Below are 21,588 nucleotides of genomic sequence, written 5' to 3'. Positions count from 1 at the left end.
TCAGGGGCGAGTGGCGATGACGTGCAGCGAGGTGCCCAGATGGGTGAGCACGGAGAACTCCGGGTGCTCGGCCACGGCCCGCTCGAGGTCGAGGAGGGCGGCCCGGTCCGCGTCCGAGTCGACGAGCGCGGACGGCACGAGATCACTGAAGAGGCGTATGCCGTGTGCCCCCTTCACGGTGAGACCTGCGGCTTCCACGAGGCGAACGACACCGGAGCGGTCGAAGCGGCGCGGCACGGGGTCGCCGTCACCCCAGCGACCGTCGGCCCGGTCGAGCGCAGCCCTCGCCTGGGCGAACTGACCGGCCAGGGCCCGGGCGAGAACCGCCGCGGAACGCTGAGGCACGACGAGACTGAGGATGCCTCCCGCCGCGAGCACCTCGGCAATCCGGCTCAGGGTGGCCGCCGGGTCATCGACGTACTCGAGCGTGCCGTGACACAGGACCAGGTCGGGGCGATCGCGACCCACGAGTGAGGCCAGGGTGTCGGCGTCACCCTGGACGGCGCTCACGCGTGCGGAGGCCTGGGCCTCGGCCGCACGCCGGCGCAGGGACGCGAGTGCGTCCGGGCTCGGGTCGACGACGGTGACGTCGTGCCCCGCCACGGCGAGCGGCACCGCGAGCCCACCGGTCCCGCCACCCAGGTCGATGACGCGCAGCGACCGTCCGAGCTGGTCAGCGCGCTCGCGGACGACGTCGTCGACGGCGGCCCACATCGCTGCGGTCCGGGGTGAGGTGGAGACCCCGGTGCGGCGTCCGGTCGTCGCGTCCTGGGTCACGGGTTCACCTCTGTGTCGTTGCCTGTCTCGGTCGGGTGCCCGTGTCGTGCGGGCGAGCGGCCGCGCGCGGTGCGGCGTTCCACCAGCCTAGTTGGCAGGTGGGACAGCAGTCGCGCCGCCGAGCCCACCCGCGGGCGCTCAGTTCGGCCGACCTCAGGACGTGGACGGTTCGGGAGGCGGACACTAGCAGGATGTTCATCGAACGGGTCGACCCTTCGGCGGCCGACGAGACGCTGCGCACCTGGTACGACGGCCAGCAGGCCATGTGGGGATTCCTGCCCGACTACGCGGGCGCCCTGTCGCACCGCCCCGACGCCGCCCTGGCCTGGGGTGCGCTCAACCAGACGATCCGCGGGTCGATGGACCGACGACGCTTCGAGATCGCGACGATCGCGGCTGCCAGGGCCCGGCGCTCCACGGTGTGCACCGTGGCCCACTCGTCCTTCCTGCGCGACGTCGTCGGAGACGACGAGACCCTCGCGAGCCTGTGCGAGCACCCGGACGGTTCGGGCCTCGACGAGGTCGACCGCGCGGTCCATGAATTCGCCACGAAGGTGGCGACCGACCCGGCGTCGATCGACCAGGGCGACGTCGACCGACTCCGCACACTGGGCCTGTCCGACACCGACGTGACGAACGTGGCGCTCGCGGTCGGCGCCCGACTGTTCTTCACCGCGGTGCTCGATGCCCTTGGCGCACAGGCGGATTCGCCGACAGCCCAGACCTTCCCACCCGAGCAACTCGAGTCGATGGTGGTCGGGCGACCCGTCGCCGACGTCTGAGCAGGATCGTCAGGAGACGGCGCGGGTGACGAGCGTCGCGATGGCCTTCTCCTGGGCCGGGCTCAGCGCGCTGATCGCGTAGGCCGTCGGCCACATCGTGCCGTCGTCGAGCATCGCGTCCTCGTTGAAGCCGAGCTCGGCGTAGCGCGCACCGAACTTCGATGCCGCCTTGAAGAAACAGATGGTCTTGCCGTTCGCGTCTGCGTAGGCCGGCATGCCGTACCAGGTCTTCGGCAGGAGGTCGGGCGCGTTCTCGGTGACGATGCGGTGGATCGTCTCGGCGAGGGCTCGGTCATCGTCCGGCATCTCGGCGATCTTGGACTCGAGGTCGGCCAGGCCCTTCTCGCGGTTCTTCGCACCCTTGGCCTCGGCACGCAGTTCCTTGGCGCGCTCCTTCATCGCGGCGCGCTCGTCGGCGTTGAACCCGCTCTTGGTGTCCTTGTCGGTGGTCGTGTTCTTCGCGGTCGTGCCCTTGGTGGTCGTGGTCTTCTTGGCTGCTGTCTTCGTGGTCATGTCCTCACCGTAGGTTCGCGTGCGCCGCACTGCTTCTCGATTCCTGACCGCTTCCTCAGTGCCCCGAACTACCGGGGCTGGAGTGCCACAGCTTGCGCGACGGAGTGCCGTGGTCCGGCACCGCGATCGACGCGACGAGGTGCCCGTCGTTCGCCGGAGCACCTGCCGGCTTGATGTCCGCATACGGCGACTGCTTGAACCCTGATGCGTGGACGAGCACCCGACGCCGACCGGTCGCGTCGGCCTCACGCTCCCCCGCTTCGGCCCGGGCCACGGCTTCCGCGTCCGCCGCCTCCAGGGCCCGGACGACCGCAGCATGCCCGCCGTCGCGCCACGCCTCCCACAGCCCGGCAAGTTCCCATGCACCCGTCGCACGCACCGAGATGCCACGCGGTCCCGTCCGCCGCACGACGCCGCGCACCAGGAGGAGCCAGGAGTGGAAAACCGTTGCGGCATAAGGCCCCTGGACGTCCTCGAAGAAGGTCGCGTCAACGGGCCCGGTGGCATCGTCGAGGGTGAGGAAGACCACGCGACGCCCCGACCGGATGGGCGGCGTCTGGGTCGCGACCTTGACCCCGGCAACCCACACCTCGCTGCGTGACCGCGCCCTGAGCAGGTCACGGCTGCGCACCACACCGAGGGCGTCGAGCATCGGCCCATAGAACTCGACGACGTGCGCCGACGCGTCGAGCCCGAGGACGTCGAGCTCGGCCCGGACCCGTTCGGTGCCGGTCATCTCGGGCAGGCCCGCACCCGGCGTCAGCTCGGGGCGGTCACCGAGGTCGAGGGTGAGTTGCACCGCCTGGTCGGCTGCGGCCACGACCGGTCGCGCCGCCTGCGACTGGGCCGCTGCGCGTTCACGCACCTCACTGCCCCGCAGGGACGGCGGTGGCGTATGCCGTCCGCCCCCGACGCTGCGCCCCGCACGTCCCGCTCGACTCCCCCGCCCGTCCCGGGTCACCTTCTCCCACCGGTCCAGCTCGCCGACGTGGAGCAGCAGGTCGCGGCGGGTGATGCGACCGCGCCGCCCGAGCCCGGAGCCGGAGACGCCGATGCCGTGCATGGAATCGAACGCTCCGGCGAGGACGAGACGCTCGACGACCGGACGGCATACGGTCGCTCGTGACCAGAAGTCCCCGAGACTCGAAAAGGGCTGTGCCGCAACGATGCTCGCAACCTCGGCGCCACTGATTCCCTTGACGTCGATGAGGGACAGGCGAATGCCGTAGCCGCTGGCGTCGGGCAGGTCGGGGTGCACGTGCACGAAGGTGAAGCCGTCCCGCGAGCCGTCCTCGAGCCGCTCGATCCGATAGGTGTCGCCCGAGGCGTTGACGTCGAGCCCGAGCACGGCGATCCCGAGCGAACGGGCGTCGTCGAGGATGAGCCTTTTGGGATACATGCCCGGGTCATGGGTGAGCACGCCCGCGAGGAACGCCGCCGGGTGGTGGGTCTTGAGCCACGCCGAGTGGTAGGTCGGCAGCGCGAACGCCGCCGCGTGCGCCTTGCAGAACCCGAACGACGCGAACGACTTGAGCACCTCCCAGATGCGGTCGACGTCCTCGGGGGCATAGCCGCGTGCGGCAGCAGCCGGCCGCCACCACGCCTCGATGTCCTCTTGTCCCTTCGGCGTGCCCATCGTGCGCCGTACCTCGTCGGCCTGGGCGAGGGTCACCCCGGTCGTCTCGGCGACGATCCGCAGCACCTGCTCGTGGAAGACGACGACCCCCTCGGTCTCGGCCAGCGCCGACTCGAGCGTCGGGTGGAGCAACCGCCGCTTCGACCAACCGTGCCGACTCTCGAGGAAGGGCGTGATCATGTCGGACTTCACCGGACCGGGCCGGAAGAGCGAGATGTCGATGATGAGGTCGTTGAAGCGCTCGGGTCCGAACTTGCCGATGAGTTCACGCTGACCCGGACTCTCGATCTGGAAGCAGCCGAGGGTGTGGGACGTGCGGATGAGGCGGAAGGTGGCCTCGTCCTCGAGAGGCACCTGCGTCTCGTCGTCGAGGTCCACGTCGACCCCGTCCACCCGCTTCACCTCGGCGACGGCGTGGGCCATCGCCGACTGCATGCGGATGCCGAGGACATCGAGCTTGAGCAGCCCGAGCGTCTCGACGTCGTCCTTGTCGAAGTGGCTCATCGGGAAGCCGAGCCAGCTCGCCTCGACGGGGGTGCGATCGAGCAGCCCCGCGTTGGACAGGACGACACCGCACGGGTGCAGGGCAATGTGGCGGGGCAGTCCGTCGAGGCGTTCCACGAGTTCGAAGAAGGTGTCGAGGCGCGCCGAATCCAGTCCACGAGAACGCAGTTCGGGCAGGTCGGCGATCGCGCTGCGGGCATCGCGGGCCCGGATGTGCGGGAACGCCTTGGCGATCTCGTCGATCTCGATGGGTGGCATCCCGAGGGCTGCACCGACGTCACGGACCGCGTGGCGCACCTTGTAGGTGTCCATCATCGACACGCACGTCACTCGCTCCCCGCCGAACCGGTCGAGGATCGCCTCGTAGATCTCGGTGCGCCGCGCGGACTCCACGTCGATGTCGATGTCGGGCAGTTCGGCCCGCAGTGGTGAGCAGAACCGCTCCATGAGCAGGTCGTGCCGGATCGGATCGACGCCGCTGATCCCGAGCAGGTAGTTGACGAGCGACCCGGCCCCCGAGCCGCGCGCCGCGACCCGCACTCCCCTCGCTTTGATGAGGTCGGTCACCTCCGCGACGGTGAGGAAGTACGTCGGGTAGCCGAGGTCGGCGATGACGCGCAGCTCGTCGTCGAGACGGGAGAGCACCGTATGCCGGCGTGCGCCTCCCAGCGCGGGGAACCGTCCGTCGACCGCGGCTCGACAGCGCTCGGTGAGCACCTGCTGCGGGTCGACCCCGGCGTCGATGCCGAGGATGCCGGGCTCGGGCAGGTGGACGGCGCCGATGCCGAGGTCGGTGCGGGCGTCCTGGACGCACTCGTCGGCGATGGCCCGGGTGGTGGCGAGGAGTTGTGCGGCGCGGACGTTGTCACCGGTGATCTCGAGGGCACGCAACCACATCTCCTCACTGCTCGCGAGGTGTCCGGCGTCGGTGACCCGGTCAAGGTGGCGGGAGTCCAGGACGACGAGCCGACGAGCGGCGTCGAGGATGTCGACGGTGCGCACCCCGTCACGGTCGGCGTGCCGGACGGCCGCGGTGAGGACGGCGGGGATCCGCGCCTCGTCGGCGAGGCCGAGGAGGTGGCGGGCGTGGACCCTGGACCCGGGCGTCCCTTCCGGCCCACCGTTGCCGACGACCTCGATGGCGAGCGAGTCCGGGGGCAGCAGCGACCGCCAGCGCTCGAGACGGGCCCGGGCCTCGGTGGGGCGGCGAGCGAGCAACGCCCGGCCCACGTCGGAGTCCGGCCCGAGCAGCACCCGCAACCGCCCCGGTCCTCCACTCCGATCTCCGACTTCGTGCCCTGCCCCCTCGGCCCCAGATCGACTTCTTGCCCCATTGGGACGGTTCGCGGACCCCGCACCTTCGCTGGAACGGTCCCAATGGGGCAAGAAGTCGGGGGTGCCGCCGCGGGACCAGCGGCCGACGAGCTCGGGCAGGGTCACCGGCGTCCCCCGCTCACCACGCAGGTGGGTCTCGGTGACGAGCCGGCACAGCGCCGCCCATCCGAGTCCACGACCGACGCCGGCACCGGCGCCACGCGCGAGCACCGTGACCCTCGGGAGGCGGGGATCGATGATCGCGCCACCACGCACCGGGGTCCGTGCCGGCTTGCCCGCCGGTCGCGCACCAGCCTGGGCCCGCCCGAACTGCACCTGCCCGAACTGCACCTGCCCGAACTGCGCCTGTCCAACCTGCCGCCCCGGCGCGGACTGCTCCCCGACGGCGAGATCCACCCCGAGGATCGGTGCGATGCCTGCCCGGCCACACGCCGTCGCGAACCGCACCGCGCCGTAGAGCCCGTCCCGGTCGGTGAGCGCGAGCGCCGGCTGCCCGTGCGCAGCGGCCCGTTCGACGAGGTCCTGCGGCGTCGAGGCGCCGTATCGCATGGAGAACCCCGACGCGACGTGCAGGTGCACGAACTCGGTGCTCATACCCATCCACCTTCCGACTTCTTGCCCGTGTGGGCAGTGAGGAGCGCAGCGACGAACTGCCCACACGGGCAAGAAGTCGCGGTCATGCGGTGCCGCGGGCGGCGGCGAGACGGTGCACGGCGCCGTGGGCGGACGGCATACCGAGATGGGTCGAGACGAGCCCAGCGAAGGTCTCCGCGGCGCGCAGCAGGTCGTCGGCCTCACGGACCGAGACCGGGACCGCATGCCTCTCGATCCGTTCACGCTGGACGGCCGCGAGCGCGAAGTAGTCGGCCCATTCCCCGAGTTCGGGCGCCCGCGCGGCCAGGAGCGGCCAGAGGTCCTGGCGACGACTCCTGGCACCGCGGGCATGACCGGCCACGAGAGCGGCAGCAGCCCGCATCGCGGCATCCTGGGAGGTGAGCCAGCGAGCGGCAGCCAGCTCGGCGGCATACGCCTCGGCAAGGCACTGACGGGACTGTTCGAGGAGGGCGAGGGCAGGAGCGGCAGCCACGGTGATCAGTCCTGGGCCCGGAGCAGGACCCACGGGTCGCTGCAACCGTCGGCGGCGTCGGAGGCGAGGTCGAACACCCCGGTGCCCGCGGCGCTCCCCGCCTCGACCCGCCAGACGTGCCGCTCGGGTCGTTCGCCGAGGTCATTCAGATCGCGCCACCACGAACGCCGCTCGCTCCAGTCGTCGAGGACCTCACGGACGACGAGGATGCGACCGCGCCAGACGAACGCCCGCGGGCGGGGCCGCACGGCAACCGCCCCCTCGGCGAGCGTCCCCGGAGAGAACGTCCCCGCGGTGGTCGACGCCGCTGCCTCGACCCTCACCTCGACCGGTTCTTCGTATCGGCGCACCACGACATGGCCTCCTCAGGCAGGATGGAATCGACGTTGCGAACGCAGGTGCCGGGATGGGACCCCATGCTCTCGAACACCTGTTCGAACACCTGCAACTGTACAACTCCCGGACGCCGCGTCGTCAACCCCCTACGCTGACGCCATGGCCGAGCCGGGAGACACCGTCACCGAGCGCGATCTCAGCGAGCATCCGTCAGTGGCTACCGTGCTGAGCACGCTTGCGGCGCACCATGTCCGGCCCGTTGTCCGCTATCTCCCCGACGCGGTGCGCACGGCCCGAGCCGCGGCCGAAGCCCTGGGCATCACCCCCGCCGAGATCGCCAACTCACTCGTCTTCGCCGGGCGCCGCCACGACGGCTCCACCGAGCCCCTCCTCGCACTCGCCTCCGGTGGTCACCGCGTCGACCAGGACCGCGTCGCCGGACTGCTCGACCTCGCCCGGCTCGAGAAGGCCACGCCGGAGCAGGTTCGCGAGTGGACCGGATTCGCCATCGGCGGCGTCGCTCCGGTCGGGCACCCCGCTCCCCTGCGGACCGTCGTCGACGTGACGCTCGGCAGCTTCGACCACGTGTGGGCGGCGGCCGGACACAGCCACTCCGTCTTCCGGACGACCTACGACGAACTGCTCCGCATCACCGGCGGCAAGGCCATCGAGGTCGACTGAGCGCCCGGCTGCGCTCCTCCCGACACCACGAAGCGGCCGCGTCGCCGGGATGACGAGCGCCCCTCCACACTCACCGACCCGGCCACGCGGCCGCATGACTACTCTCGCGGCAGTTCGGGTGGTGCCGGATCAGTACGAATACTCAGATTCCCGACATCCGGGGTACTCAGATCGTCAGCGAGCGCCGGTCGAGAGCCCGAGGTTGTCGTGGACCTCGAGTGTGGCCGTCGACCGGTTCATCGTGATGAAGTGCAGCCCGGGAGCCCCCTCGGCGAGCATGCGCTGCGCGAGCTCGGTCGCGATCTCGACACCGACGGAACGGACCGCGTCCGGGTCACCAGCGACGGCCTCGAGCCGGTCGACGACCGCCCGTGGCAACGGTGTGCCCATGAGCTCGGACATGCGGGTGATCTGCTTGAGGTTCGTCACCGGCATGAGCCCGGGCGTGATCGGCAGATCGCGGTGGGCGGCGACCCGGTCACGCAGGCGCAGGTAGGTGTCGGCGTCGAAGACCATCTGGGTCACGGCGAAGCTCGCGCCCGCGTCCGCCTTGCGCACCATCACGTCGACGTCGTGGTCGAGGTCGGGCGACGCCGGGTGCACGTCCGGGAAGGCCGCAACCCCGATCGTGAAGTCACCCAACTGCCGGATGAGGTGGACGAGGTCCGTCGCGTGGTTGAGCCCCTCGGGGTGGGCGACCCACTCGCCGCCGGGGTTGCCCGGCGGGTCCCCACGGAGCGCGAGGATGTTGCGGACGCCGGCCGCGGCGTACTGCCCCACGACGCGGCGGATGTCCTCGACGGACGCCCCGACGCAGGTGAGGTGGGCCAGCGGGGTGAGAGTCGTCTCGCGCGCGATGCGTTCGGTGACCCGGACCGTGCGGTCCTGGGTCGACCCTCCGGCGCCGTAGGTCACGGACACGAAGTCGGGCCGAACCCGCTCGAGGCGACGGATGGCATCCCAGAGGGCCGCCTCGGACGCGTCGTCCTTGGGCGGGAAGAACTCGAAACTCACCGAGGGCCGCTCGCTCGCGAGCAGTCCGGGGATCGATCGGGGTGCCATACCCGTGAGATTAGTCGAGCCGCAAGGCCGTAGGCTCGGTGCCCACACCCCGTGAGACTCGAGGAGCGTTCGTGACCAGCCCGTTGGATGTGGCCGATCTGCGCACGCGGGTCCAGACCTGCATCGACGACGAGTTGCGCCACCAGGCGGGCGTCCTCGAGGAGCTCGGCCCGGATATCGGCGACCTGCTCGACCGCATCCGCGCGCTCCTCGCCGGCGGCAAGCGGTTGCGTGCCGCCTTCCTCTACTGGGGCCACCGCGCGGCCGGTCGTCCGGACTCCGACGCCCTCGTGCGCCTCGCCACGGCGATGGAGTTCTTCCAGGCCGCGGCGCTCATTCATGACGACGTGATGGACGACTCGGACACCCGACGGGGTATGCCGGCCGCTCACCGAGCGCTCGCAGCCGTCCACTCCGAGCGTGGCTGGGGCGGGGACGACGCCCGGTTCGGCACGGCGGGCGCGATCCTCGCGGGCAACCTCTGCCTCACCTGGACCGACGAACTCGTCGCGACGAGTGGTCTCGCGACCGAGGACCTCGCCCGAGGTCGGGTCGTCTTCGACCGCATGCGGACCCAGCTCATGGCCGGGCAGTTCCTCGATGTCGTCGACTCGGTGCGCCCGTGGGACGACCTGCCTGCGGCCGAGCGGGTCGAGCGCGCGCAACGGGTCATCCGCTACAAGAGCGCCAAGTACACCGTCGAGCACCCGCTCCTCATCGGCGCCGCCGCTGGTGGCCTGGCCGAGCCCGACCTGGCACACCTCTCCACCTACGGCCTCGACCTCGGGCACGCCTTCCAGCTCCGGGACGACCTCCTCGGTGTCTTCGGCGACCCGGAGGCGACGGGCAAGCCGGCGGGCGACGACCTGCGCGAGGGCAAGCGCACCGTCCTCATCGCCCACACCCTGACCGGCACCGACGACCGCGGACGCGACCTCCTCGCCACCCACCTCGGCAACCCGGACCTGTCCCCCGCCGACGTCGACACCCTCCGCTCGGTCATCACCGATTCCGGCGCCGTCGACGCCGTCGAGCAGGAGATCACCGACCTCGCGACCCACGCCCGCGCCTCACTTGCCGCGGCCACGACCGTCGCCCCCGACGCCGCAGTCATCCTCGACCAGCTCGTCGAGATCTCCACCGCCCGCACCGCCTGACCGGCCCCGAGCCGCGTGGTGCTGGCCCGCCGGAAGGGTGAACGGTCACCGGGAGCCAGCGCAACGTCGAGGCGCCGCCGGCTGGGCCTGGCGGGAGCCGGGAGCGCGCTCAGCGCGCGGACGGCGGATGGGACTGCGGCGCCTCGACGTTGCGCGGGCGACCCCAGTCTCAGCCGAACGGCATACGAAGAAGGGCTAGAAGGCGAGTTCCATGGCGCGGCGCCGCACCTCGGTCTTGAACCCACCGCGCAATGAGTCGATCGGCGCACCCTCGACGGGCAGCGTGGGATCCGGGGTGAACAACCATGTGAGGATCTCGGCGTCGTTCATGCCGCCGTCGCCGAGCACGGTGAAGGTCCCCTTGAGCGCGGGCAGCACGCCCTCCTCGTCGAGGAACTTCTCGGGGACGCCGACCACCTTGCGCTCACCGACGCGGGCCGACAGCAACTCCCGATCGTCGATGAGCCGACGCACGGCCGACAGCGGCACTCCGAGGCGTTCGGCGAGGTCGGGAACGGTCAGCCACTGGCCGACGAGGGCCTCGAGATCGGTGTCCTGATCTTTCACGAGGCCAGCGTGCCACATGAAGATCCCACGCCTGACTAGTCACACCCGCTACTCTGTCAACGCCTGCCACAGGAGCCACACATACAACACGACGGCGTGTTTCCAGCCGTCGCAACGGAAAGGACGGCACTCATGGTCATCGCACTGCCTCCCGCGACGGTGCCCCCGACAGCCGTGATTCCCACGACGGTGTCGACCCACGCCAGCCCGGCCCCCCACGGCTGGACGAGTTACACGGTGAAGCCGGGCGACACCCTCATCGGGCTCGCCGCCACGTTCCGGACGACGCCGCAGGCGCTCGCGGCCAGGAATGGCATCGACGACGCGCGCCGACTCTGGGCCGGTGCAACGATCCTCGTCCCCGGTCACGGCACGTCGACGGCCAAGGCGACGCCCCGTGCCACGCCCCGTCCGGCCGCCGTGCACACCGTGGCCAACGGCGACACCCTCTACGACCTCGCCGCCCGATTCGGCACCACGGTTCCCGCGCTCGCCAAGGCCAACGGCATCTCCCCCGGCTCGTTCATCTTCCCCGGCCAGCGCCTGCGTCTCTCGGCCACTGCCTCCACGCCCGCCGCCGCCACGCCCGCGAAGGCCGGAAAGGCCGCGGCACCCGCGAAGACGAGCGGGACGGCATACACGGTCCGAAGTGGCGACACGCTGATCGGGATCGCCGCGAAGCACGGCCGCACCGTCGCCGCCCTGGTCAAGGCCAACGGCCTGCGCGGCACGACGATCTATTCGGGCCAGCGCCTCACCATCCCAGGCGCGGCGGCGCCGAAGACGGCACCGAAGCCGGCCCTGCCGAACACGTTCGCCGGCCGCACCTACCCCGACCGGATCGTCCAGAACGCTGCACGCAACCGCGAGATCCTCAGCAAGCGCGCCGTCCCGACCCGCGCCCAGACCAAGGCGATGATCATCTCGACCGCCCGCCGACACGGGGTCGACCCGAAGCTCGCCCTCGCCATCTCGATGCAGGAGTCCGGGTGGAACCAGAGGCAGGTCTCCGTGGCGAACGCCGTGGGGATCATGCAGGTCATCCCGTCAGGCGGCGAGTGGGCCTCGATGCTCATCGGTCGCAAGCTCGATCTGCTCAACGCGCAGGACAACGTCACGGCCGGCGTCGTCATGCTGCGGGCGCTCACGCGGGCCTCCGGGTCGGAGGACATCGCCATCGCCGGCTACTACCAGGGCCTGGCCTCGGTGAGGTCGCGCGGCATGTTCACCGACACCAAGAGCTACGTCGCGAACGTCAAGGCGCTCAAGGGTCGTATGTGACACCAGGAGCGTCGGAGACCGGGGTTCACGGACCGCGCGTGCGCAGTCCGTACACTCAACTGGTGTCCACCGCCCCCACCGACAATCTCGTCGGCGAGATCCTCGACAGTCGCTACCGCGTCATCGAGCGCCTTGCCGAGGGTGGAATGGCGACGGTCTATCTCGCTCTCGACACCCGGCTCGACCGCGACGTGGCCCTCAAGGTCATGCGTCCGCACCTGGCCCAGGACCCGACATTCCGGTCGCGATTCCATCGTGAGGCCCGGTCCGCGGCGCGGCTGTCGCACCCCGGTGTCGTCGCCGTGTACGACCAGGGCGAGGACGACGGGCGCATGTTCCTCGCGATGGAGTACGTCCACGGCCAGACGCTCCGCGAGGTCATCAAGGCCGAGGGTGCGCTGACACCACGCGCAGCCCTCGACATCATGGTGCCGGTGCTCGACGCCCTGTCGGCGGCACACCAGGCGGGGATCATCCACCGGGACATCAAGCCCGAGAACGTCATCCTGCGTGAGGACGGCGCGGTCAAGGTCGCCGACTTCGGCCTGGCCCGAGCGGTGACCTCCCAGACGGTGACGTCGTCGTCGGGCCTCCTCCTCGGAACGGTCGCCTACCTCTCCCCCGAGCAGGTCGAACGCGGCATCGCCGACGCCCGCAGCGACGTCTACGCCGCTGGCCTCGTCCTCTTCGAGATGCTGACCGGCGCGAAGGCCTTCGACGGGGACACCCCGATCAACGTCGCCTACCAGCACGTGCACGCGGGTGCCCCCCGCCTGAGCAGCCGCGACCCCAACGCACCCGCGGTGCTCGACGAGGCCGTCGCCACCGCCACCGCTCTGGATCCCGATGACCGCCCGGACGACGCCGGCGCCTTCGCCGATCTGCTGCGCACGGCCCGCACCGAACTCAGCGCCGACGAGCTCGATGACCGTCCGACGGATGCCGCGGCCGCAACCGCGGCGGCCACCACCACGCGCACCACCGCGCTCCCGGTGGATCGCACCGCTGCCGCCGCTCCGGTTCCCCCCGCCCACGTTTCCCCCGCCCACGTTCCGGCCCCCGTGGGCGCGTCCCAGCCCGGGACGTCGCTGCGCGACCAGGTGCGCGGGGCACCTCCAGCCACGGCAGGCGTCACCACCCGGCGCGCCGCTCAGGCCAGTGGTCGACGCGCCGTGTGGCCCTGGATCCTCGTCGTCGTCTCGGCCGCGATCGCGTCGGCCACGGCATGGTTCTTCATCGCCGGGCCGGGTGCGCCGACGATCGTGCCGGCCGTCGTCGGTCAGCCCATCGCGGCGGCCCAGTCGGCGCTCGAGACCGCACACCTCAAGGCCAACCCCCGCGAGGAGTTCAGTGAGACGGTGGCCAAGGGCCAGGTCATCGCGACCACGCCCAAGGCCAACGAAGAGGTCCGACGCGGCACCTCCGTCACCGTGACGGTGAGCAAGGGCCCGGAGCGCTACGGCGTGCCAACCCTGGCCGGAGTCGCGCTCACCGAGGCCACGAACCAGATCCAGGCGGCCAATCTCGTCCTCGGCAAGGTCACCGAGACCTTCAGCGAGACCGTGCCCAAGGATCAGGTCATCTCCACCGACCCCAAGGCCGGCACGCAACTCAAGCCCGGCGCGGCCGTCGCGCTCACCGTGAGCAAGGGTCCCCAGCCCATCAAGGTCACCGACTTCACGGGCAAGCCCCTGGCCGAGGCCAAGGCGGCGCTGGAGAAGGAGGGTCTCGTCGTCGAGGAGTCCGGACCCCAGGAGAACCACGACACGATCCCGGCCGGCTCGATCATCCGTCAGGACCCGGCCAGTGGCGACCTCTTCAAGGGCGACAAGGTCTCGGTCGTCGTGTCCAAGGGGCCAGTACTCGTCGGCATCCCCGGTGGACTCATCGGCAAGCAGTTCACCGAGGTCAAGGGAATCCTCGAGGGCCTCGGCTTCAAGGTCACCGAGCGTCAGGCCATCCCCGGTATCAACTTCGGGACGGTGCAGGGGCTCAACCCGCCGGAAGGTTCTCAGCAGCCCAAGGGGAGCGAGATCGTCGTGACGACGGTCTGACGTGGCCACGGCTCCCCCGCAGGCGGCGAGCGGCCACGCTCGTCTCGCCGTGTTTCTCCTGCTTGCCGTCACGGCGGTCTGGGGTTCGACGTTCTTCCTCATCCGCGACCTCGTCGAGCACGTCCCCTCGGCCGACTTCCTCGCGGTGCGCTTCGGGATCGCGGCGGTCCTCATGTTTGCCGTCTTCCGTCGTCAGACGCTCGCCCTCACCCGGCGCGAACTGACGCTCGGCGCCGCCCTTGGAGTCCTGTATGCCGTGGCGCAGCTCCTGCAGACCGTCGGACTCGAGACCACGGCTGCGTCGGTGTCCGGCTTCCTCACGGGGACCTACATCGTCCTGACCCCGGTCCTCGGCGCGCTGTTGCTGCGGGACCACGTGCCGCGCGCCGCCTGGGTCGCCGCGACGATCGCCATGGTCGGCATCGGGGTGCTCTCGCTGCAGGGTCTCGCGATGGGGTTCGGTGAGGCGCTCACGCTCGGCTCGGCCGCGGTCTATGCGCTGCACATTCTCGCCCTGGGTCGGTGGTCGACGCCGGGCACGGCACTCGGGCTCTCGACCGTGCAGGCTGCCGTCATTGCCGTGGTGTGCCTCCTTCCTGCCCTTCCAGGCGGCGTGGCCCTGCCCGCGACCGGCGGGCAGTGGGCCTCGCTCCTCTACATGGCCGTGTTCGCCGGGGCCGGTGCCCTCATCGCGCAGACCTGGGCCCAGGCCCACCTCACGGCCACGCGTGCCGCGATCGTCATGGCGATGGAGCCCGTCTTCGCGGCCCTGTTCGCGGTCGTGCTCGGCGGAGAGTCGCTGACGTGGCGCCTGCTCCTCGGCGGCGGGCTCGTGCTCACCGCCATGTATCTCGTGGAGCTGCGCGGCACCGACCACGACGACACCGTGTCCGCCCTGGAGGACCCGCCCGCCGAGATCCTCCATCACGACGTCTGACCCCCGCATCTGATTGCCTGCTGGGTGAGTTGCGAGGGCAGCGAGCCACTCGCCCAGCGAGAAATCAGTTGCGAGAAAGAAGGTTGGTGAAGACCTCGGTCGCGGCGTCGGTCGCCGCGTCGTCGACGTCAAGGTGCCAGACAAGGCGGACCGCGCGCGGTCCAGCCGCATAGACGCGTATGCCGCGTTGCGCTGCCGCGTCGACGAGTTCCGCTGGTGCCCAACGGGTTTCACCCAGGTCGAGCATCACGATGTTGGTCTCGACGGCTTCGGGAGAGACGACCCACGGAGCCACCTCGCCGACCGCGGCTGCGAACCGGGCCGCGCGGGCGTGGTCCTCGTCCAGGCGCTCGACGTGGTGGTCGAGGGCGTGCAGACCGGCGGCGGCCAGGATGCCGACCTGCCGCATTCCGCCACCGAACCGCTTGCGCCAGATGCGTGCCCGAGCCATGAGCTCCTTCGAGCCGACGAGCACGGAACCCACGGGGGCACCCAGCCCCTTGGACAGGCAGACACTCACAGTGTCGAACTCGCGGCCGTAGTCCGCCAGCGGGATGCCCGTCGCCACGTGCGCATTCCAGAGCCGCGCACCGTCGAGGTGCATGGCGACGCCCCCCTCACGGCTGGCGGCGCGAACCTCACGGATGGTCTCCAGTGGCTGGATCGTTCCGCCACCGAAGTTGTGGGTGTTCTCGACGACGATCAGGGCCGTGCCGACCTGGTAGGGACCGGCGCCGACGCTCATCAGGCCCAGCGGGCCATCGGCCTCGAGACGTCCGCGTTCGGCCGCCCACGACCGCGACGAGATGCCGGACAGCACTGCCGCCGCACCGAGTTCGGCCCGAAGGACGTGCGCCAAGGAGTCGGCGATGACCTCCTGGCCGGCCTCGACGTGCAGGCGCATGCCCAACTGGTTGGCCATCGAACCCGTCGGCGCGAAGAGCCCCGCCTCGTGACCGAGCAGACCGGCGACCCGGGACTCCAGCTCGGCGACCGTCGGGTCCTCACCGAAGACGTCGTCGCCGACCGGGGCCTCGACCATCGCAGCCCGCATGGCCGCGGTCGGCTTGGTCAACGTGTCGGACAGCAGGTCCGCAACCCAGCCGGACGGCATACCGGAATGGTCGTTGGTCACGGGTGACAGCCTCAGTCGCGGCTGAGCATCTCGGCGACGAGGAACGCCAACTCCAGACTCTGCTGGTGGTTGAGGCGCGGGTCGCACACCGATTCGTAGCGCTGCGACAGGTCCGCGTCGAGGATCTTCTCGGAGCCGCCGAGGCACTCGGTCACGTCGTTGCCGGTGAGTTCCACGTGGATGCCACCAGGCACCGTGCCGAGGCCCTGGTGGACCTCGAAGAACCCGCGGACCTCCTCGACGACGTCGTCGAAGTCGCGCGTCTTGTAGCCCGACGCGGACTCGAACGTGTTGCCGTGCATCGGGTCGCAGATCCACGTCACCGCGGCCCCGCTCGCCGTGACCTTCTCGACGATCGACGGCAGCGCCTCACGGATCTGACCGGCGCCCATGCGGGTGATGAAGGTCAGTCGGCCGGGCGTGCGATCCGGGTCGACGAGGTCGATCATCCGCAGCAGGTCGTCGACCTGAGCCTTGGCCGACACCTTGACGCCGATCGGGTTGTGGATGCGGCTGACGAAGTCGAGGTGGGCACCGCCGAGGTCGCGTGTGCGCTCGCCGATCCAGATGAAGTGCCCGGACGTGTCGTACAGATCGCCGGTGCGCGAGTCGACACGCGTCAGCGGACGTTCGTAGTCGAGGAGCAGAGCCTCGTGGGCGGCGAAGAACTCCGTCGTGCGCATGGCCTCGAAGTCGGCGCCGCACGCGGCCATGAACTTCATCGCCTTGTCGATGTCACGGGCGAGCTTCTCGTAGCGCTGGTTCGCGGCGTTGGCGACGAAGCCCTTGTTCCAGTCGTGGACGTGGCGCAGGTCGGCGAACCCACCGGTCGTGAATGCACGCACGAGGTTCAGGGTCGCGCTGCTCGCGTGGTAGGCCCGCACGAGTCGCTGCGGGTCCGGCGTGCGCGCCGACTCGGTGAACTCGAAATCGTTGACCATGTCGCCGCGGTAGGCCGGCAGGGTCACGCCCTCACGGGTCTCGGTGTTGCTGCTGCGCGGCTTGGCGAACTGCCCCGCCATGCGCCCCACCTTGACCACCGGGACGGAGGCGCCGTAGGTCAGGACGGCGGCCATCTGCAGGATCGTCTTGATCCGGTTCTTGATGTTGTCGGCCGTCGCTCCCGCGAACGTCTCGGCGCAGTCACCGCCCTGGAGGACGAAGGCCTCACCGCGGCTCGCGGCAGCCATCCGTTCGCGCAGGACGTCGCACTCACCCGCGAAGACCAGCGGCGGATAGGCGGCGAGCTCGGCGACGGCAGAGTCGAGGGCGACTGCGTCCGGCCACACCGGCTGCTGGGCAGCGGGTAGATCGGGGGTCGCCTCGATGTGGATGCTCAGGTCCGCGTCGGTCGTCGTGCTCACCTGTCAAGGATAGGCGCGTCTCGACTCGTGGCCTGCGGCGCCCGTATGCCGGTCAGTCCCGGCCGGTCGGTCCGTCCTCCAGCCCCCGGGCGAGGGCGAACCGGACGAGTTCGACGCGGTTGTGCAGGTGCAGCTTCCCCAGAGTGTTCTGGACGTGGTTCTGGACGGTCCGGTGCGAGAGGACGAGCTCGGCGGCGATCTCCTTGTAGGACATGCCGGTCGCGACGAGGCGCAACACCTCGGTCTCGCGGTCGGTCAGTTCGGGGATGGGCCGGCCCGCCGGGGCCTGGGCAGCCTCCTGCCCGGTGTCCCCCGCCGCCATGCGCCGGAACTCCCCCAGCACCAGGCCGGCCAGACCGGGTGTGAACACCGCCTCGCCCCGGGCCGTCGCCGCGACCGCTTCGACGATCTCCTGGCTCGAGGCGGACTTCACGAGGTAGCCGGTCGCGCCCGCCTTGATGGCGGCGAGGACGTCGAGTTGCTCACCGCTGGCGGACAGGATGAGCACCCTCGTCTCGAGGTCGCCGAGGGCACGGCACACCTCGTCGCCGCGCATCCCCGGCAGGTTGAGGTCGAGGACGAGGACGTCGGGCTGGGTGGCCCGCGTGCGCCGGACGGTCGACGGGCCGTCGGCTGCCGTCGCGACGACTTCGAGTCCGGCCTCGGCGAGGTCCCGCTCCAGGGCGCCCAACCACAGGGGGTGGTCATCGGCCACGACCACTGTCGTCGGGCGTGCACTGTCGGTCATGCCGACTCCTCGCGGGGAACGGAGATGACGACCCGGCAACCACCGCCGGGTCGAGTGACGATCTCGGCCGACCCGCCGAGGTCGCGGACGCGTCCGATGATGGACTGGCTGACGCCGAGGCGGCCGCGCTGGGCCGCCGAGTGCAGGTGCTCGGGCTCGTCGCCCACGCCGTTGTCGCGCACGGTCACGGTCACGGTCTCACCGCTGTCCTCGAGCAGCACCCAAGCGCGGGCCTCCGGGCCGGCGTGACGGTCGACGTTGTCCAGGGCGGCCACGACGGCGGCATCGATCTCGGACGCGCGCTCGCCGTCGACGAGGACGGGACCGCCCGGCAGCGAGACGCTGACCCGTTCGCCCTCATGGGACCCGAGGACGGCGCGGAGGTCGCCGAGCGCGACTGGAGCAGCACCCGCAACAGTGGACTCGGGGCGCGGGTTCACGACGTCCTGCGAGACGAGGCGGCGCAGGGTCCGCTCCTGCTCGGCCGCGAGCCGACCGAGTTCCGCCCCGTCGCCTCCCATCTCCTCACCGCGCCGGTGGATGAAGGCCAGCGTCTGGAGCACGCCGTCGTGGACCACGCGCGCCAGCCGTTCACGCTCGCGCAGCCGTTCGCGTTCGGCGAGGACCTGCTCGTAGCGCTGGAGGCTGCCGCGCGCTAGGTCGATGGCGAGTCCGATGAGGACGCCGAGGAGGAAGAGCAGGAGGATGTTGTGCCACGTCGTGGGCGTCGGTGACCCCACCTCGAGGATGTCCGCAGTCGCGATGACGGCAGCCACGACGAACCCGCCCAGTCGCCCGTGCAGCACCGCCGCCCCAGCAACGCAGCCCGCTGCCCAGATGGTCGGCAGGGTGAACTGTCCGGCCGCGACGTCCTCGGGATGGTCGGCGAGGAGGGTCGCGAAGATCCCTCCGACCGCGAGCGCGACCTCCGCGACGAGCAGGCCCGTGGTCCGCCGCCGGAAGACCAGCAGCGCGAGGCTGAACGCCATGAGCACCGCGATGACGGTGAACGCCACCCAGGGCCGCAGCATCGCGTCGTGGCGTCGCCACACGACGGTGCCGGCATACAGGGCGGCTGCGGGACGGAACCAGTCGAGGCCGCGCGAGAAGGCCTCGACGATGACCGGTTCGGCGCGCCCGGTCCGCACCGATCGCGCGGTCACGCCAAAGAGGGCCCCCCGGCGGTTCACGACCTCAGCCGGCACGTTGTTCGTCGGTGCGCGAGCGACCCGAGCCGCCGGACTCGCCGGACTGCCCGTGCCCGCTGTCGAGGCCCTCGAGCTCCCGCTCGAGTTCGTCCACGGCGCGTCCGGGCTTGGCGGCCTCGGCCTGCTCGCGCTGGAGGATCCGCTTGGCGCGCGTCATCCGGTCCTTCATCGACCCGGCATACATGTCGACGTACTCCTGACCGGAGAGCTCCATCAGCGCGTACATCACCTCGTCGGTGATCGAGCGCAGGACGAACCGGTCGTCCTCCATGCCCTGGTAGCGCGAGAAGTCCAACGGCTTGCCGATCTTGACGCCGACCCGCATGACCTTGGGGATCACCTTGCCCGTCGGCTGGGCCTTGTCGGTGTCGATCATGGCAACGGGGATGACGGGGACGCCCGCCTCGAGGGCCATGCGCGCCACACCGGTCTTGCCCTTGTAGAGGCGACCGTCCGGCGAGCGCGTGCCCTCGGGATAGAGCCCGAGCAGCTCACCACGGTTGAGGATCTTGAGGCCGGAGTTGAGGGCGGCCTCGCTCGCCTTGCCTCCGGAACGGTCGACGGGCACCTGACCGACACCGCGGAAGAACGCTGCCGTGAGACGGCCCTTGAGCCCGGCGCCGGTGAAGTAGTCGGCCTTGGCCAGAAACGTCATCCGGCGCGGCACGACGAGCGGAAGGAAGATCGAGTCGGAGAACGAGAGGTGGTTGCTCGCGAAGATCGCCCCGCCGGTCTCGGGGATGTTTTCCTCACCCTCCACCCATGGACGGAAGAGGAGCTTGAGCAGTGGGCCCAGGACCACCGTTTTGAGCACCCAGTAGAACACCGTCGTCCTTTCCGTCGAGACGAGTTCGACTCTAGTGCACAGGTTCCCTGCCCTCGGTGGACTATTCACGCAGTGGTCGACGTTGGCGCACATGTCCCGGCGCGTCGTGCGCCGGAGCGTGGCACCATTTCTCCGTACGTCCCATCTCCGTGAGGCAGCCCCATGAGCGAGCGTGACATCGACGCCGAGTTCGACGCGATCGTCGCCCACTGGGACGACGACGCGGACCGGTTGCCCAAACCGCAGACCGTCCAGGACATCACGACGGCGTATACCGCGTTGTCCCGTTCCGAGCCCACGGCGCCCGAGCCTGACGCCGCCACGGATGCTGCTGACGGCGACGGCGACGGCGACGCCGACGCCGACGCGCAGTCGGACCTCAGCGACGTCACCGCTCCTCACGCCGGGCCCCCAGCCGTCACCGAGCCGACAGCTCTCGGCGCGGGTACGACGCCCGACGAGGCGGGCGCGCCGGGCGCGTGGCGTGCCGGTCCGAGCATCGACGACGAGGACGACCACTTCGAGCCCGGCCCGGTGCAGTTGCCACCCGGCGAGGATCTGGGCTACTGGGGTGCGATCGTGGGACTCGTCGGTGGCCCGCTGCTCATGGTCTGGATCGCGGTGACCGGCCCGTTCTATCGCGGGTGGTGGATCCTCGGGTCGATCGTCCTCTTTCTCGGCGGCTTCGGGCTGCTCGTCATGCGCCAGCCCAAGCACCGCAACCTCGAGGACGACGACGGCGCTCGCGTCTGACCCGAGCGCTCTGCCTCGTGTTCTAGGGAGTGGTTCGGGCCTCGGCGCCAGTCTCGGCTTCGACGTCAGACTCGGCTTCGGCCTCGCTGACCATCTCCTCGGTGACGGCCGCGCTCGCCCGTTCGGCAGCCGCCTCGGCGCGCTCCTGCGTCGCGGTCGGTTCGTCGAGGGCGATGTCGACCCAGGTCGGGCGATGGTCGCTCCCCGCAACGAGGTCGGCCTCGGGAATCGCCACGTCGACGTGCGGCAACGGCCGCAGACCCGGTGAGGCAAAGATGACGTCGAGGACCCGGCGTGGCCGACTCGCCGGGTAGGTCGGAGTCGTCGGTGACACGAGGCGCATCACGCCGGCGAACGCCTTCCAGGCCTCACCGGAGTCGCCCTCGTTGAGATCACCGGCGAGGACAACTTCGCCGCCGACGTTGATCGACTTGAGGATGACGCGAGCGTGCTCGGCCCGCTCGTGCGCGTCGAGGCTGAGGTGGACACTCGCCACAGCGATCGGCTCCCGACCGGGGGCCGCCACGCGGGCCAGGGCAAAACCCCGAGTGCGTTGGAGGCGGGCAACCCGGAGTCGGTGGTGCCGGGACTCGACGACGTCGACCCGCAATGAGGTGAAGATCGTCGTCCCGCCGCTCCCCCGGTGCCTGCCGGACCAGAACATTCCGCAGTCGCGCGCGAAGTTCGCGACCCTCTGTGGCGAGAACAGGCGACGTGGCACCTCCTGGAGGCAGAGCACGTCGGGGTCGATGGCGCGCACGACCCGCGCCGCGGCATACGGGTCCTCCAGGAAGTCACGGGTGTTGTAGCTCGCGATCCGGATCGTGGTCATGCCCGCCCCGTGG

The 21,588-nt window shown here is 70.6% G+C and carries 20 protein-coding genes; 7 read left to right on the top strand and 13 right to left on the bottom strand.

The window, feature by feature from the left end; all coding sequences use genetic code 11:
• Positions 1-777: a methyltransferase domain-containing protein gene (locus N803_RS04020; protein ID WP_035902877.1), complete on the bottom strand. Its 777-nt coding sequence runs from the start codon at positions 775-777 to the stop codon at positions 1-3.
• Positions 778-968: 191 nt separating this feature from the next.
• Between N803_RS04020 and N803_RS04015 the strand changes: the two genes are divergently transcribed.
• Complete coding sequence (locus tag N803_RS04015) at positions 969-1,559, top strand: carboxymuconolactone decarboxylase family protein (protein ID WP_035902875.1); 591 nt, start codon at positions 969-971, stop codon at positions 1,557-1,559.
• 9 nt (positions 1,560-1,568) lie between these two features.
• Here the strand turns inward: N803_RS04015 and N803_RS04010 are convergent, their stop codons facing one another.
• From N803_RS04010 to N803_RS03995, 4 genes are all read right to left on the bottom strand, one after another.
• Positions 1,569-2,072, bottom strand: coding sequence for an iron chaperone (locus N803_RS04010; protein ID WP_035903310.1), 504 nt, complete (start codon positions 2,070-2,072; stop codon positions 1,569-1,571).
• A 55-nt stretch (positions 2,073-2,127) separates the two neighbouring features.
• Positions 2,128-6,141: a DNA polymerase III subunit alpha gene (locus N803_RS04005; RefSeq protein WP_035902873.1), complete on the bottom strand. Its 4,014-nt coding sequence runs from the start codon at positions 6,139-6,141 to the stop codon at positions 2,128-2,130.
• A gap of 82 nt (positions 6,142-6,223) precedes the next feature.
• Positions 6,224-6,634: an SAV_6107 family HEPN domain-containing protein gene (locus N803_RS04000; protein WP_052111755.1), complete on the bottom strand. Its 411-nt coding sequence runs from the start codon at positions 6,632-6,634 to the stop codon at positions 6,224-6,226.
• A 5-nt stretch (positions 6,635-6,639) separates the two neighbouring features.
• A complete protein-coding gene (locus N803_RS03995; RefSeq protein WP_052111753.1) occupies positions 6,640-6,987 on the bottom strand; it encodes a DUF6504 family protein in 348 nt (115 codons plus the stop codon).
• Positions 6,988-7,129: 142 nt separating this feature from the next.
• Here N803_RS03995 and N803_RS03990 point away from each other — a divergent pair, with 142 nt between their 5' ends.
• Positions 7,130-7,651, top strand: a complete 522-nt coding sequence (locus tag N803_RS03990) for a YbaK/EbsC family protein (protein ID WP_035902870.1) — start codon at positions 7,130-7,132, stop codon at positions 7,649-7,651.
• A 174-nt stretch (positions 7,652-7,825) separates the two neighbouring features.
• Here N803_RS03990 and metF read toward each other — a convergent pair whose 3' ends face one another.
• On the bottom strand, positions 7,826-8,713 hold the full coding sequence (metF, locus tag N803_RS03985) for a methylenetetrahydrofolate reductase [NAD(P)H] (protein ID WP_035902867.1): 888 nt from the start codon (positions 8,711-8,713) through the stop codon (positions 7,826-7,828).
• Positions 8,714-8,784: 71 nt separating this feature from the next.
• Between metF and N803_RS03980 the strand changes: the two genes are divergently transcribed.
• Complete coding sequence (locus tag N803_RS03980) at positions 8,785-9,870, top strand: polyprenyl synthetase family protein (protein ID WP_035902865.1); 1,086 nt, start codon at positions 8,785-8,787, stop codon at positions 9,868-9,870.
• A gap of 195 nt (positions 9,871-10,065) precedes the next feature.
• Here the strand turns inward: N803_RS03980 and N803_RS03975 are convergent, their stop codons facing one another.
• Positions 10,066-10,455: an Rv2175c family DNA-binding protein gene (locus N803_RS03975; RefSeq protein ID WP_035902864.1), complete on the bottom strand. Its 390-nt coding sequence runs from the start codon at positions 10,453-10,455 to the stop codon at positions 10,066-10,068.
• A 114-nt stretch (positions 10,456-10,569) separates the two neighbouring features.
• On the opposite strand from N803_RS03975, the gene N803_RS03970 reads away from it, so the two are divergent.
• The 3 genes from N803_RS03970 (at position 10,570) to N803_RS03960 (ending at position 14,709) form a co-directional block, all read left to right on the top strand.
• Positions 10,570-11,718: a LysM peptidoglycan-binding domain-containing protein gene (locus N803_RS03970; RefSeq protein ID WP_052111752.1), complete on the top strand. Its 1,149-nt coding sequence runs from the start codon at positions 10,570-10,572 to the stop codon at positions 11,716-11,718.
• A 62-nt stretch (positions 11,719-11,780) separates the two neighbouring features.
• Positions 11,781-13,772: a Stk1 family PASTA domain-containing Ser/Thr kinase gene (gene pknB, locus N803_RS03965; protein ID WP_035902863.1), complete on the top strand. Its 1,992-nt coding sequence runs from the start codon at positions 11,781-11,783 to the stop codon at positions 13,770-13,772.
• Position 13,773: 1 nt separating this feature from the next.
• The gene (locus N803_RS03960; RefSeq protein ID WP_035902861.1) at positions 13,774-14,709 is read left to right on the top strand and encodes a DMT family transporter; all 936 of its coding nucleotides are present in this window, start codon (positions 13,774-13,776) and stop codon (positions 14,707-14,709) included.
• Positions 14,710-14,773: 64 nt separating this feature from the next.
• On the opposite strand, the gene N803_RS03955 is transcribed toward N803_RS03960, so the two are convergent.
• From N803_RS03955 to N803_RS03935, 5 genes are read right to left on the bottom strand one after another with little or no spacing between them, the layout of a single operon-like run.
• Complete coding sequence (locus tag N803_RS03955) at positions 14,774-15,844, bottom strand: threonine aldolase family protein (protein WP_245616997.1); 1,071 nt, start codon at positions 15,842-15,844, stop codon at positions 14,774-14,776.
• Between the two features lie 11 nt (positions 15,845-15,855).
• A complete protein-coding gene (locus N803_RS03950; RefSeq protein WP_035902859.1) occupies positions 15,856-17,208 on the bottom strand; it encodes a class II 3-deoxy-7-phosphoheptulonate synthase in 1,353 nt (450 codons plus the stop codon).
• A gap of 52 nt (positions 17,209-17,260) precedes the next feature.
• Positions 17,261-17,956 carry a response regulator gene (locus N803_RS03945; RefSeq protein WP_035902858.1) on the bottom strand — a complete coding sequence of 232 codons (696 nt, stop codon included), beginning with the start codon at positions 17,954-17,956 and terminating at the stop codon, positions 17,261-17,263.
• Positions 17,953-19,119, bottom strand: a complete 1,167-nt coding sequence (macS, locus tag N803_RS03940) for a MacS family sensor histidine kinase (RefSeq protein ID WP_169743037.1) — start codon at positions 19,117-19,119, stop codon at positions 17,953-17,955. The genes N803_RS03945 and macS overlap by 4 nt, the downstream gene beginning before the upstream one ends.
• Positions 19,120-19,150: 31 nt before the next feature.
• Positions 19,151-19,990, bottom strand: a complete 840-nt coding sequence (locus tag N803_RS03935) for a lysophospholipid acyltransferase family protein (protein ID WP_035902857.1) — start codon at positions 19,988-19,990, stop codon at positions 19,151-19,153.
• A 162-nt stretch (positions 19,991-20,152) separates the two neighbouring features.
• Between N803_RS03935 and N803_RS03930 the strand changes: the two genes are divergently transcribed.
• Positions 20,153-20,743: a hypothetical protein gene (locus tag N803_RS03930; RefSeq protein WP_035902856.1), complete on the top strand. Its 591-nt coding sequence runs from the start codon at positions 20,153-20,155 to the stop codon at positions 20,741-20,743.
• 22 nt (positions 20,744-20,765) lie between these two features.
• On the opposite strand, the gene N803_RS03925 is transcribed toward N803_RS03930, so the two are convergent.
• A complete protein-coding gene (locus tag N803_RS03925; protein ID WP_084764073.1) occupies positions 20,766-21,575 on the bottom strand; it encodes an endonuclease/exonuclease/phosphatase family protein in 810 nt (269 codons plus the stop codon).
• Between the last annotated feature and the right edge of the window lie 13 nt (positions 21,576-21,588).

Source organism: Knoellia subterranea KCTC 19937 (genome assembly GCF_000768685.1).
GTDB classification, from domain to species: Bacteria; Actinomycetota; Actinomycetes; order Actinomycetales; family Dermatophilaceae; genus Knoellia; species Knoellia subterranea.
The sequence above is the reverse complement of the archived record's forward strand: the minus strand, read 5'-3'. Positions and strand labels throughout refer to the sequence as shown.